We start from the raw sequence: 13,438 nt of genomic DNA on the forward strand, positions 1-13,438 counted from the left end.
ACTCACTGTCCCGGCACGAACGAAAAAAAAGGAAATTATTCTATTACAATTGCAGGCTTAAACGGCAGTGCCATACGTCCCTTCGGATGTGCACTTGACTCTGCCGCAACAATCTCAACCGCAAGGCCTGACTCCTTCTCCAGGAATGCCTGTGCTGCAGAGAAAATTGCAAACTCATCCACACCTGCGGCAATCGATGCCACAAGCTCCGGCGGCAGACTGTGAATCAGCTTCACCGTCTGGACAGCTGCATCCGTTGCCTCCTTGCCCTTTGCACGCAGATCCGCATCAGCCATTACCGTCTTCACCACATTGCGCTTATCCTCGGCAGCGGCAACGATACCGAACACCTGATGCTTCCATGCCGGTGCCACAAACAGCGTCACTTTCTTTGCTTCGATCTGCACCAGCTTCAGGATCGACTGGATATCTTCAACCGTCCGCAGGAGCAGCTCTTCGGAAACCTCAATGTCCCCGTTTACCAGTGCCGGATCCGCAACCGGCCAGGGAGCAAAGGAAACAAGACCTTCGTGCCCCGTCTCCGCCCACAGCTTCTCTGCGGTATAGGGAATAACCGGAGCCATCAGGCGAATCCATGCGGAAGTAACCTCATGGAGCACAGCCGTACCGCTTGAACCCTCCGGCAGCCGGCGGCGGTACCAGGCAAGATCCGAAACAATACCGTTGTATGCCTCCTGCAAAGCCTGCCGGGTCTGGAACGCCGCAAGCGCCTTCGTAGCCGCATCAATCCGGTGCTGCAGACGGGAGATCAGCCATGCATCAATCGGTGCAGACCCGCTTGCCGAAGAAGCGTCCAGCACCATCTGCCACATGCGTTCGATCTGCTTCTTCACCGACAGAACCAGTTCATTTCTCCAGTCAAAGTCCTGCCACGGCTCCGCACTGCCCACCAGGAACATACGAACCGTATCCGCACCGAACTCGTTTGCCGCATCCTCCAGCAGGAACACATTGCCCTTCGACGACGACATCTTCATGCCGTTCAGAAGACCCATGCCGAACACAACCATACCTTTCGGCTGAAGCTCGTCCGGGAAAATTGCCCGGTGGTGGAACAGCTGGAACGTCAGGTGGTTTGAGATCAGATCCTTTGCACTGAACCGGTAATCGTACGGATACCAGTACAGGAATTCGGAACGAAGCTCTTTCAGAGTAGCCGCATCCACCGGCAGAGCATTACAGTCCCCGATTCCGAGGAAGATGTAATCAAACACCGCAGGCGTCAGCTTCTCCGCATCGATCTTCGTAATCTTGTGGGCGATCGTGTAATACGACATATAGATCGTCGAGTCGGACAGCGGCTCAAACAGCCACTTCGGATCCCACGGTACATGCGTGCCCAGACCCACACGGCGGGTACACGGCCATTCCTTCAGCCAGTCAACTGTGCGCTCAAACTCAGCCCTGACCTCCGGCGGTACCAGTGCCACTTTCGGCAGCTGGGCATGAATCTGCTCCTTCCATGCCGGGTCTGCATAGTTCAGGAACCACTGATCATCCAGAATTTTCACATACACGCGGTTACCGCAGCGGCAGATAACGCGCTTCTCGCTCATATCATGGAAGACAATACTTCCGCGTGTATCCACAAACTCGCGGGTCACATCCTCACGTGCCTGACGCACAGATTTGCCTGCATGCTCACCACAGTTCTCGTTCAGTTTACCTTTGGAAAACTCCGCCGTGTACAGTTCCTGCGTCAGCTCATCCATCCGGGGATCATCCTGATGCGGAATCTTATTGTTCTCTACAATCTCCTGTGCCGGAATCTTTCCGAAGTTGGGGACAGTCACCAGCGGAATGGGGACAATGTCCGTATATTTGCCCTGCTGCTGGAGATCGCGGAGTGCAATGTAATCAAACGGTGCATGTGCCGGAACGCTCATCACCAAACCCGAACCCATATCCGGATCAACAAACGATGCCGGAAGGATCGGCACCGCAGCACCCGAAACCGGATGTGTCGCTGCCTGGTCCACGAGGTCTGCGCCGGAGATCGTACCAATCTCGGTCACCGTGTGTTTCTGCATCCGGAGTTTCTCCGCCGCTTCCCGGCTGATGATCCACTTCTCGCCGTCAACCTCTGCCTTCAGGTACGTAACCTCCGGGTTTGCCCACAGATTCGTCACCCCGAAGATCGTCTCAGGCCGGAGTGTTGCCGTCGGGATAACAAACTCACCGAACGGATACTTCACAAACACGAAATGCATAATCTCTGCCGAGTCACCCTCCAGCAGATCATGATCACCCACCGGCTGATCACAGTTCGGGCAGTACCGTACCGGGTACTCACCTTTGACAACCTTGCCCTGACCATAGATGTGGGAGTACTGCCACTCAATGAACTTGCTGTACTGCGGAATAATCGTCGTGAACCGGCGGCGCCAGTCGATCGAAAGACCAAGCTGTTTCATCACGCGCTCGTACTCATCGGCGAAGTAGTTCACGATCACAATCGGATCCGTAAAGGAATCCAGCGTCTCCTGCGGCACGCGGTAGAGACCGCCGTAGAGTTTCAGGGTCTTTTCATCCTTTTTTGCAATCCGCTTTGCAATACCGAGTACCGGGGCACCGGTAACATGGAATGCCATCGGGAACAGCACCTGCTTCCCCTGCATCCTCCAGAACCGTGCAACCACATCCGGCACGATATAAGTCCTGCCGTGGCCGACATGCATTGCACCGCTCGGATAGGGGAATGCAACGTTGATATAGAACTTTTCCTTGTCTTCTGCGGGATTCGACTCAAAGGCAGGAATCCATGTTTTGCGGATTTCCTGCTCAATTTCACTCATTACGAACTCTTTTGCCAAATTAACCACCTTATGAATATTGTATTGTTAGTCCACCGGACGAATCTTCAGCTCCTCGCCTGCACCGTAGCGGCGGATCATCTCCATGGCGATGCTGCTGTTCCGGGCAAGATGAATCTCGCCGCGTGCATCAACCGTTGCGGTGAACAGGTACTCCTTGCCCGAGAAGAGATCAACGATCTTGTTGCTGTATTCCGGGCAGATGAGCGCGAGCTGCTTTTTCTCACTTCTGATCTTGAATGCACCGGCAGCGGCTGTGCCGGTCGGTGCTGCCGGAGTAGAGACCTCCCGTCCCGGCAGGTCACTTAGCGGGCGGACGTCAATACCGACACCCACTTTACTGACAACTGCGGCAATGTTCTTTCCGGCTTTGCCGATGGCTGCCGGAACATCTGCATCTTCAATATAGACCGCAGCTTTGGTGTCATTGATCATTCTGACGATGATCTCACCTTCGGTGAAGCGGCAGATCTCTTTTTGGATCTCTTTTTCGAGGACGAGCCATGCAGGATTATCCTCGGTGACCTCATAGGTCGGCATAGTATGAATCGGCGGCGGGATATGGGATGCGTCATCCTCGGCGCCATCTTCCACGGGGGAGGATTCCGTCACGGAGGTGGCGGTTGTCTCGACGACCTCTGCGGGAGCTGCATTGATCACCTGCACAGCTGCGGATGATGTCTGCGGCTGTTCTGCAGGGTGAATACCGCCGCCGGAAGTGACGGTAACTTCGCCTTCGTAGCGGAATGCCTCAGCGGCAACAACACCTGTGATAATGTTCGTAAACCGGACAATAGGTCTGACCTGCGGGTCGCCGATTCTTTCAAGTGCTGCAGGTACTCCAAAGACTGTACTGACACTGTACAGATCGGTGATGTCGCCGCTCTTGACAAAGACCACCGTTGCGACGATCTGCGGGATGAGATTGAGGTCCACGAGGCTTGCAAGCCGGATTAATGCATCCGGTGCTGAACGCGCGTGCAGGCCGCCGATGACCCGGATGCCGGAGAGGCGGAGATCGGCGAAGACTGCAAGCTCCTCGGATCTGCGCATTTCGTCAAACACCACGTAGTCGGGCCGGAGCAGGGTAAGCACCTCGCCGGTTGCGGAGATGCTGCCGTCAAGAGCAGTGTACTGGGTGATCTTGTCCGGCACCATGAGGTCGCGCGGCGACTCGATGGTCTTGACAATGTAGTTTTCTGCGGAAAGGTAGGTCGCAATGTTCTGTTCAAGGGTTGACTTGCCCGAACCCGGAGTTCCGACGATGAGCATACCGCCGTTTCCGATGTTCAGCCGTTCTTTGAGTGCGGCTGCATAGTTGTAGGAGTCAAAGGAGACCTCGCGGGTCGGCCGGACGATGGTTATTTCGATACCGTCCGAGAACGGCGGGCGTGTTGTGGTGATGCGCATGGAGCCGATCTGCGATACGGTAACACCCGGCATTTCAACCTCGACAAATCCGTCCGGGTGGCGTTTGGCGCGCTCGAGACACTCCTGTGCAATTGCCCGCAGTTCATATTCGGTTGCGGGTGCATCACGGATAGTGACAAGTTTTGATTCGCGGATTGTTCCTTTGCGGGCGTAGGGCGCGACACGTTCCTTGAGATATACGGCGAAGGTGTTTTCGTCGAAGAATGCATCGATTAACAGCGGGGCAAAGTTGTCGGTGATTTCCGGTCTGAGGAAGACGACGTTGATTCCTTTTGCACGCGCGACCTCGGCCTGGACGTAGTCACTGGTCAGGAACGTTGCATTGTGGGCGATGGCAACCTCCCGGATCATGCTGTCAATCTCTCCCCCACCGGCGAGTTTGACCTGTTCCAGTTTGGGGCGAACGCCTACATATTCAAGATTGATGAGTCCTTCGTCCTTCATTCTGCAAAGCTTCTGTAGTTCTGCGAGGCCGGAGAACCCTATTTCTCTTCCCTGATTGGCCTGTGCTTCGAGTTCGGCGAAGACGGCTTCGGGTATAATTATCGTTGCGCCACGATATTCACCCTGTTCTATGAGGGCGGTGACGCGTCCGTCGATGACGACGCTTGTATCCGGTACGAGTATCATAAAAAATCTACCATTATGTATGGGTTGCCAATATCTTATTAGATCTACTGTATTTTGTGATAGATTTTCTGCGGGTCTTTAAGTAAGGGGAGTATGGTCCTGCCGTCAATGGTACGGAAAAAGCAGCTGAAGTATCCTTCGTGGCATGCACAGCCGGTCTGTTCCACAAGGTAGAGGAGACAGTCGGCGTCGCAGTCAACACGGATCTCGCAGACCTTTTGCAGGTGGCCGGACTCTTCTCCTTTTTTCCAGAGTTTCTGTCTTGAACGGCTGTAGTAGTGGGCAAATCCTGTATCTCTGGTGAGCGCGACGGCTTCGGGGTTTGCGTAGGCAAACATGAGGACGGTCCGGGTTGCGGCGTCCTGAACGATCACGGGAATGAGTCCGCCGTCATAAGTGAGGGAGTCGAGTAAGTCGGCCATTTCTGCTATGTATATGGGCGGGGAGAAAATTAAGGAGTTGGGGCGTGAGGTACTGCTGTGAAGAATATTTTGTTGTTTTTTCTGGAATCTTGTTTCAGAAAGTCCTGTGTGAGCGGGATGGAGGGATTTTTGAAATTTCGTTCTGCCCATTTACAACCCGCCCGCCGGCAATTGTGATTCCTGCTTTGCTTCCCCTGCTAAATCCAGTGCTACGATTTCTCCGGATTATTCACACTTTTTTTAACCTCCCGCCGCTAATACAATATTATGAGCAAGAAAGGTCTCCTGCTGGTCGGACACGGAAGCAGACTGCAGTACAATAAAGAACTGATCACCACCACCGCACAGATGATGGCTGAAAAAACCGATGAATACCTGATCAAATCCTGTTTCATGGAGAACAGCGTCCCGACTGTTCCCGAAGGTCTTGATGCAATGCGCGGAGAAGACTTGGACCTTCTGGTTGTTGTGCCCCTGTTCCTTGCAAAAGGAATCCACGTGCTCCGCGACATTCCGGGGCTTCTGGGTCTGGAGAGCGGGTCCAACCGCGGTGTATTCACGCTCGCAGACGGCAGGGAAATACCGGTTGTGTATGCGGAGCCTATCGGCATTGATCCGCTGCTTGCAGAGCTGATGCTCAAAAATGCAGAAAAAGCAGTAGCTACCCATCTCTGAATTTTCGTATGCGGATACTGGTTCTCGATACAATCCATGGCGGTGCAGACATTGCAGCAGCGTTGCAGCAGCGCGGCGACACCGTTGACGCCGTGGATGTGTACCGGGGAACCGGCGTTCCGGAACAGACCGCCGCTTCCCGCAGCTATGATCTGGTCACCGCCCCCGTGCATCTGACCCCTTCCTACCCGCTGCTGGCAAAAGCGCCCGTGAAAACGCATCATGAAATGGTGCGGGAACTGGTTGTTCCTCCCCGTATTTCTGTTGAGATCACCGGTGCACGCGGAAAAACCACAACCGCGTTTGCTCTGGCGCATCTGATGACCGGAACCGGCTACGGTATTCTGCACACAAGCAGCGGAACGTTCCGGATGCCGGAGTCCGAACTGTTGTGGAGGAAAAGTATTACACCAGCCTCGGTGATTGCAGCATGCACTGCCGCGCGGAACTGCGGGGCCGCGTGGCTGATTGCAGAGGAGTCCGTCGGAGTTGCAGGGTTTGGGACACTGGGAATTCTCACCTCCGCAGATGATTATGCCATTGCGGGAGGTTCAAAAAGCGCGCTTCAGGAGAAGTGCAGAAGTCTTGCGGCATGCAGGACGGTGCTGGTACCGCGCGGCGTGCCGGTACAAATGGGCTGGCAGGTTATCGAAGATCTGGTCAGCGTTGAAGACGATGTACTCTCCTTTGACGGCGGTGAGGTGACCAATCCTCTCCTGACCCTTGCCGGATACCGGGCAGCACTATCGGCGGCGGCGGCGGCGGGTCTGCTGCTCGGACTGCCGGTGGAAAAACTTGCGGATTTTTCCGCGCTTTCAGGGAGGATGCAGCTTTCCGAGAAAAACGGTGTGCCGTTTCTCGACAATGCAAACAGCGGAACAAACGCAGACACTACGATTGAAGCCGCAGCCTACCTGCGCAGAATGCGCCCCGGCAGACAGATCGTGCTGGTGATCGGGATGGAGCATCACGCGGTCTGCGAAGGGTTTCCGGTATCTGAGATCCGCCGGGCGGTTTCTGCTGTCCGTCCCGCACATCTGGTGATCATTGCAGAAACAGATGACTGTGCCGGGCAGTTCCCGGATGCAGACGCGGTCTGCACAACCCTTTCAGAAGCATCCGCCGCAGCTGCTGACCTTGCCAAAAACACCGGAGGTTCTGTCCTCCTCGCGGCAAAAACATGGAGATAATATGACGATGAGATATGTTCAGCCCCGTCCGAGTTCGATTGTTGCAGCATTGTACACGCTGCGGGACCTGGATGTGGATCTTGCGATTCTGCACGGTCCGTCCGGGTGTTCGTTTAAGCATGCCAGACTTCTGGAGGAGGACGGCATCCGTGTTCTGACTACCTCGCTTGGTGACGAAGAGTTCATCTTCGGCGGCCAGCGGCTTCTTGAAGATGTACTCCGGTACGCCGAGGAGGAGTTTGCGCCAAAGAAGATCGCGGTCGTGGGTACCTGCGTCTCGATGATCATCGGTGAGGATATGGAGGCGGCAATTGAGGCGTCCGGTATTTCCACTCCGGCGATTGCGGTGAATATCCATGCGGGATTCCGTGAAAATATTGATGGTGTGATTGCCGCCCTTGAACCGGCGGCGGCGGCAGGCTGGATCAGTTCCGAGGAGCTTGAACGGCAGCGGCGTGTGCTTGCGGCGGCGAATGCCACGGAACGTGCACGCGGGGCTGCCTGCAAGACCTACATTGCACCGTCCCGCGGCGATCTGAAACATGTGGCGGCAGCAGAACTGCTTGCGCTTGCGCGGTCCGGTAAACGCGGTCTTGCGATCATGAACGCAAAGAAAGAGACCGCATACATGTTTGCCGATGAGCTTCTCGCACTGCATGATGCGGTTCCCGATGCAAATATCGGGTATCTGGCAAATCTTGAGGAACGGGGTCTTCCCAAAGTCCGGGGCGATGCTGCGGCTATTCTTGCGCAGATGCGGGAACGCGGAGTAACCCCGGTTCTCTGCGGTGCGCTGGATGAGTACGGGGAGAACGGTACGGCGATTGCCGCAAAGATTGCCGAATCCCATCCCGACTTTATTTTGCTGGTTGGCGTTCCGCATGCGGTCGCGCCCGAAGCCCTCGCCGGTATTACCGTGTTCTCCGTTACGAACGGACCGCGGCAGGTAGCTCCCCTGAAAGAGCAGGGGCATGCTCATGTGATGGTTGAGATCGATCTGCATCCCAAGACGCTGGGCGTCCATGAGATTGTGGAGAGTGAGTTCGGGGCGGTGCTCCGGAGCGTTGCATGAGATCGCTTTTGATCTCAGGTGACCGGTCGGGTGCGGGAAAGACGAGTGTGACGCTTGCAATTGCAGGTCTGCTCGCGCAGGAGTCTGCGGTGCAGACCTACAAGGTTGCTATGGATTATATCGATACGTCGTATCTTGCAGGGGTAACCGGCAGACCGTCGTATAATCTGGATACGTTTGTGCAGACGGCCGAGGAGACGGCGGGCCTGTTCTGCTACGGGTCCGAAGGGGCCGAGTACGGTATTGTGGAAGGCGTGCGGGGTTTGTATGAGGGCGTGGATGCGCTGACCGATGTCGGCAGTACGGCATCCGTTGCAAAAATGTTTGATCTGCCGGTGATTCTGGTGATCAATGCCCGGAGCATTACGCGGAGCGCTGCTGCGCTGGTAAAGGGGTTTGCGGCGTTTGACCCGGATATCAGGATCGAAGGGGTGATTCTGAATAATGTGATGGGTGAACGCCATATCGGAAAGGCAACCAAGGCAGTTGAGCATTACTGCGGGATTCCGGTTCTGGGGGCGGTTCCGCGAAGGCAGGAGATGGAGCTTGCCATGCGGCATCTGGGTCTTGTTCCCTATCGTGAGGGTTCGGATACTGCGGAGTTCCATGACAGGATCTCCTTTATCACGAACGTGATCGGGGAGTATGTGGACATCGACCGGATTCGTGAGACGGCACAGGATCGGACACCCCGTCCGAATGCGGTATGCGGTATGCTGGATACGCAGCCGGACCCTTCAATGCGGATTGCGGTTGCATACGATGAGGCATTTAATTTCTATTACGGGGAGCTGAATGCGGTTTTGCGGAGTCTTGGTGCGGAGGTTGTGCACTTCAGTCCGGTACATGACCGGCTGCCGGAGGCGGACGGATATGTCTTTGGCGGCGGGTATCCCGAGCTGTTTCTGGAGGAGCTGGAACGAAATGATGCGATGCGGGAGGCGGTACAGGAAACAGCGGAGAACGATGTGCCGATCTATGCGGAGTGCGGGGGACTGATGTATCTGACGCGTTCGCTTACGCTTGAGCAGGGATGGCAGGGACGCGACGAGCGTCTTTCCTGCGAGATGTGCGGGGTGTTTGCGGGGGATACGCGGATGCCGGTAAAAAAGGCACTCGGGTATGTGGTCGGGACCGCGTCTTTTCCGGACGGTGAGTTTCTGTTCCGCGGGCATGAGTTCCATTACAGTGGTATTTCGATGGATGCAGGGGTACGGTATGCATACCGGCTTTCCCGCGGTACCGGCATCGCCAACGGACAGGACGGTGCAGTGGTACGCCGGACATTGGGAGCGTATACGCACCTGATGCCGGTGTCGTCACGGGCAATGCTGAAGAGTTTCTTCGGGCTGTAAGTGACGGGGCGGTATGTTCTTTTTGAAAAATGCGGCTGCGGCTGTCTGGGTGTGCAGCACAGGAACAGCTACACGAAAAGAGAACCGGTTTTCTTTTTTCCCGAACTCTTCTGACGAAATTTTTTCCGGGATCACGATCTCCGTAAACGGATTTACGAACAACATCTCCGTCAGGGAATCCTATATATATGGAAATGATTTTTGCAATTTATTTTTGGAAAATAAATCAAGGTTAGTTTATCCAATTACACAATCTGAAAATCTGCGATCAGATCCCGCAAAATGCGCGCCCACTCTGCAAATATGTTTAACCTGTAAATTATATTAATGGAACAAATTGAATTCAGGGGTCTGAACAAAAATCGTACACCCACCGATAACATACAAAAATCACAAAAATCTGGATAGGTATTTATGCCGTCTTTACAGAGGTTATAGTATCCGAGGTTTATCCATGGAAATCAAGTATGTAACCACGACCTGCCCGTACTGCGGTGCAGGCTGTACCTTTAACCTGGTGGTAAAGGACGGCAAGATCTCTGGTGTCCAGCCGTGCCAGCGCGGCCCGGTGAACGAAGGCAAACTCTGCCCGAAGGGAATCTTCGGCTGGGAGTTCATTGTCTCCGAAGACCGTCTGAAGACACCTCTTATCAAAGACAAAGCAACCGGCGAGTTCAAGGCCGCAACCTGGGACGAAGCCCTCGCAGTCATTGCCGAAAACTTCAAGAAATACAGCCCTGAAGAGATCGCAGTCATCTCCTCTGCCCGCTGCTGTAACGAAGACAACTACGCAATGCAGAAGTTCGCAAGAATCGTCTTAAAGACCCCGAACGTTGACCACTGTGCCCGTCTGTGCCACGCCCCGACCGTTGCCGGTCTGAACATGGTCTTCGGCTCCGGTGCTTCGACCAACTCTTTTGACGACCTCGCAATCGCCGACTGTGTCTTCATCATCGGCTCCAACAACTTCGAGGCCCACCCGCTTGCCGGCCGCAGAATCATGCAGGCCAAGGAAAAGGGTGCACACATCATTGTCTGCGACCCGCGTGTCACGCCGACCGCCAAGCAGGCACACCTGCACATCCAGCACTTCCCGGGAACCGATATCCAGCTCCTCAACTGTCTGATGAAACAGATCATTGAGCGCGGATGGGTTGACGAAGAGTTCGTCAAGAACCGGACCAACGGCTACGAAGAACTCAAAGCCTGTGTCACTCAGGACAAATACAGCATCGAAAACACCTCTGTCGTATGTGGTGTACCGGCAGAAAAGATCGAGCAGGCCCTTGAGTGGCTCCGCGAATGCCAGCACAAGACCGCCTTCGTCCACTGTCTGGGAATCACCCAGCACACGGTTGGTGTCGACAACGTGCGTTCCATCGCATTCGTCCAGACTCTTCTCGGCAACATCGGCAAACCCGGATGCGGTGTCAACGCACTCCGCGGTCAGAACAACGTGCAGGGCTCCTGCGATATGGGTGCACTGCCGAACGTCTACGCCGGTTACCTCAGCGTCATGAACCCTGACCTCGCCAAGAAGGTCGCAGACTACTGGGGCGTTGACGAAGTGCCGAACGGAAAACTCGGTCTGCACATTCCGGAGATGCTCGAAACCTTTGAAGAGCATCCCGACAAACTGAAGTGTCTCTACCTCATGGGTGAGAACCCGGTTATGTCCGACCCGAACTCCAAGGGTGTCGAACAGGCAATGGAAAACTGTGAGTTCCTCGTGGTGCAGGATATCTTTGAGACCGAGACCACGAAATACGCAGACGTTGTTCTGCCAGGTTCCTGCTACGCAGAGGAAGACGGAACCCAGACCAATGCAGAACGCCGTGTCCAGAGATTCAGAAAGGCAGCCGATGCACCCGGCGAGTCCAAACTCGACTGGGAGATCATGAAGATGATCGCAGAGAAGATGGGCTACGGCAAGTACTTCACCTGGGAAACTACCGAGGATGTCTTCAACGAGATGCGCGGTATCACCCCGCAGTATGCAGGTATCACCTACGCAAAACTCGACGGAGACGGTATCCAGTGGCCCTGCCCGACCGAGGACCACCCGGGAACCCCGATTCTCCACATCGACAAGTTCGCCGGTATGCCGGACGGCAAAGCAAAACTTCAGGCAATCGAGCACCGTGCACCTGCCGAAGTTATCGACAGCGACTATCCGATCTGGCTGACCACCGGAGCTACTATCTGGCACTGGCCAAGCGGATCCATGACCCGCAGATGCGAACAGCTTGACCGCGATGCACCAACCGCATGGCTCGAAATGAACCCGGCAGACGCTGCAAAATACAACATTGCAGACGGTGAGAAGGTTATCCTCTACAGCCGCCGCGGTGAGGTTGCCGTCAACGCACGGGTCACCCCGCTTATCAAAGAGGGTGTGTTCTTCATGCCGTTCCACTTTACCGAAGCACGTGCAAACCTCGTTACCAACACGGCATACGATCCGGTATCCCGGACTCCGGAGTTCAAGGTCTGTGCGGTGAATGTGAAGAAGATGGAGGCCTAAAAATGTCAGCAAAAGGCGATATGTACTACGCATGGACCAAGTCCTGCGATATCAAAGGCGAGTGCGGCGGAGCTGTCATCTCCCTCCTGAAGTATGCGCTTGAGAACAAGATTGTGGATGTTGTTCTGACCGTGAAGAAAGGTGTCGATGTCTATGACCCGCAGCCGGTCTTCATTACCAACCCAGCAGACCTTGACTCCTGTGCAGGGTCCCTCCACTGCGGAACGCTGCTTCTGCCAAAACTCATCAAGAAGTACCTGAACGGTGCAAAAGACATCAAAGTCGCCGTCACCTGCAAGGGATGTGATGCAAAGGCGCTCCTGGAACTGGGCAAACGCCAGCAGATCAATCTGGACAATGTCATCTCCATTGGTCTCAACTGTGGCGGTTCCGTCTCTCCGATGCCGGCACGCAGAATGATCCGTGAGAAGTACGGGGTCAACCCTGACGATGTCGTAAAAGAGGAGATCGACAAGGGTAAGTTCATCATCTTCACCAAGGACGGTCAGGAGAAAGGTATCTCGATTGACGAGCTGGAAGAGGAAGGATACGGACGCCGCAAGAACTGCCAGCGCTGTGAGACCAAGGTTCCGCGTCAGTGCGATCTCGCATGCGGTAACTGGGGTGTTATCGGTGAGAAGGCAGGTAAGGCAACCTTTGTTGAGATCTGCTCAGAGAAGGGTGCGATGCTCTTTGATGCAGCACAGAAGGCAGGAGCAATCGATTCCTGTGCACCAGAGGCAAAGGGCCTTGAGATCCGCGGAAAGATCGAGAACGTCATGATCAAGATGGGAAAGAAGGCGCAGGAGAAGCAGTTCGCCGAACTCGGAACCGGAACTGAGAGACTCAACAAGATCATGCAGCAGTCCTCCAAGTGTATCAAATGCTACGGCTGTATTGAGAACTGTCCGATCTGTTACTGTGTCGAGTGTTCGACGAAGAAACCGCACCTGGTCCGCCCGGGAATCATTCCGCCGGACTTCATGTTCCAGATGATCCGCTTTGCCCACATTGCGGACTCCTGTATCAACTGCGGTCAGTGCAGTGAACTCTGTCCGATGGACATTCCGAACTCACTCTATATGCACGCCCAGCAGGTAGAACTTGAAAAGATGTTCGGCCACAAGCCGGGTTACGACATGACGATGCCGGTCCTCTCCTATGCTGAGGAGACCGAGGAACGTGCACGTCTCAATGCAACCGGCTCGGACATGATCTTTGAAAACGTCTTCAAAGAGTAATCTTTCTCACATACTTTTTCCGGACATGTATCCGGGCTGCCTTACGGGCAGACCGGATGCGTCT

At 54.9% G+C, this 13,438-nt stretch carries 9 protein-coding genes; 6 read left to right on the forward strand and 3 right to left on the reverse strand.

The window, feature by feature from the left end; genetic code table 11:
- Window positions 1-35 precede the first annotated feature (35 nt).
- Genes leuS through hisI form a run of 3 tightly spaced genes read right to left on the reverse strand, consistent with a single transcriptional unit; the run spans window position 36 to window position 5,317 of the window.
- The gene (leuS, locus tag O0S09_RS08065; RefSeq protein WP_268923457.1) at window positions 36-2,816 is read right to left on the reverse strand and encodes a leucine--tRNA ligase; all 2,781 of its coding nucleotides are present in this window, start codon (window positions 2,814-2,816) and stop codon (window positions 36-38) included.
- Between the two features lie 45 nt (window positions 2,817-2,861).
- A complete protein-coding gene (locus tag O0S09_RS08070; RefSeq protein ID WP_268923458.1) occupies window positions 2,862-4,895 on the reverse strand; it encodes a PINc/VapC family ATPase in 2,034 nt (677 codons plus the stop codon).
- A gap of 44 nt (window positions 4,896-4,939) precedes the next feature.
- Window positions 4,940-5,317 (reverse strand): phosphoribosyl-AMP cyclohydrolase, encoded by a 378-nt coding sequence (gene hisI, locus O0S09_RS08075; RefSeq protein WP_268923459.1) that lies wholly within the window; start codon window positions 5,315-5,317, stop codon window positions 4,940-4,942.
- Between the two features lie 267 nt (window positions 5,318-5,584).
- Here hisI and cfbA point away from each other — a divergent pair, with 267 nt between their 5' ends.
- The 6 genes from cfbA (at window position 5,585) to O0S09_RS08105 (ending at window position 13,374) form a co-directional block, all read left to right on the forward strand.
- On the forward strand, window positions 5,585-5,992 hold the full coding sequence (gene cfbA, locus O0S09_RS08080) for a sirohydrochlorin nickelochelatase (protein ID WP_268923460.1): 408 nt from the start codon (window positions 5,585-5,587) through the stop codon (window positions 5,990-5,992).
- Window positions 5,993-6,000: 8 nt separating this feature from the next.
- Window positions 6,001-7,182, forward strand: a complete 1,182-nt coding sequence (gene cfbE / locus O0S09_RS08085) for a coenzyme F430 synthase (RefSeq protein WP_268923461.1) — start codon at window positions 6,001-6,003, stop codon at window positions 7,180-7,182.
- 7 nt (window positions 7,183-7,189) lie between these two features.
- Window positions 7,190-8,254 (forward strand): Ni-sirohydrochlorin a,c-diamide reductive cyclase catalytic subunit, encoded by a 1,065-nt coding sequence (gene cfbD, locus O0S09_RS08090; RefSeq protein WP_268923497.1) that lies wholly within the window; start codon window positions 7,190-7,192, stop codon window positions 8,252-8,254.
- On the forward strand, window positions 8,251-9,609 hold the full coding sequence (gene cfbB / locus O0S09_RS08095) for a Ni-sirohydrochlorin a,c-diamide synthase (RefSeq protein WP_268923462.1): 1,359 nt from the start codon (window positions 8,251-8,253) through the stop codon (window positions 9,607-9,609). The genes cfbD and cfbB overlap by 4 nt, the downstream gene beginning before the upstream one ends.
- Window positions 9,610-10,063: 454 nt before the next feature.
- Window positions 10,064-12,133: a formate dehydrogenase subunit alpha gene (gene fdhF / locus O0S09_RS08100; RefSeq protein ID WP_268923463.1), complete on the forward strand. Its 2,070-nt coding sequence runs from the start codon at window positions 10,064-10,066 to the stop codon at window positions 12,131-12,133.
- A 2-nt stretch (window positions 12,134-12,135) separates the two neighbouring features.
- Window positions 12,136-13,374: a Coenzyme F420 hydrogenase/dehydrogenase, beta subunit C-terminal domain gene (locus O0S09_RS08105; RefSeq protein WP_268923464.1), complete on the forward strand. Its 1,239-nt coding sequence runs from the start codon at window positions 12,136-12,138 to the stop codon at window positions 13,372-13,374.
- Window positions 13,375-13,438 lie beyond the last annotated feature (64 nt).

Origin of the sequence: Methanocorpusculum vombati, from assembly GCF_026891935.1 — an archaeon.
In the GTDB taxonomy this organism is placed as follows: domain Archaea; phylum Halobacteriota; class Methanomicrobia; order Methanomicrobiales; family Methanocorpusculaceae; genus Methanocorpusculum; species Methanocorpusculum vombati.

Bases quoted from the DNA above. Each gene is read 5' to 3' on its own strand.
- leuS (WP_268923457.1), bottom strand. From the start codon at position 2,816: ATGAGTGAAATTGAGCAGGAAATCCGCAAAACATGGATTCCTGCCTTT.
- O0S09_RS08070 (WP_268923458.1), bottom strand. From the start codon at position 4,895: ATGATACTCGTACCGGATACAAGCGTCGTCATCGACGGACGCGTCACC.
- fdhF (WP_268923463.1), top strand. From the start codon at position 10,064: ATGGAAATCAAGTATGTAACCACGACCTGCCCGTACTGCGGTGCAGGC.
- hisI (WP_268923459.1), bottom strand. From the start codon at position 5,317: ATGGCCGACTTACTCGACTCCCTCACTTATGACGGCGGACTCATTCCC.
- cfbE (WP_268923461.1), top strand. From the start codon at position 6,001: ATGCGGATACTGGTTCTCGATACAATCCATGGCGGTGCAGACATTGCA.
- O0S09_RS08105 (WP_268923464.1), top strand. From the start codon at position 12,136: ATGTCAGCAAAAGGCGATATGTACTACGCATGGACCAAGTCCTGCGAT.
- cfbA (WP_268923460.1), top strand. From the start codon at position 5,585: ATGAGCAAGAAAGGTCTCCTGCTGGTCGGACACGGAAGCAGACTGCAG.
- cfbB (WP_268923462.1), top strand. From the start codon at position 8,251: ATGAGATCGCTTTTGATCTCAGGTGACCGGTCGGGTGCGGGAAAGACG.
- cfbD (WP_268923497.1), top strand. From the start codon at position 7,190: ATGAGATATGTTCAGCCCCGTCCGAGTTCGATTGTTGCAGCATTGTAC.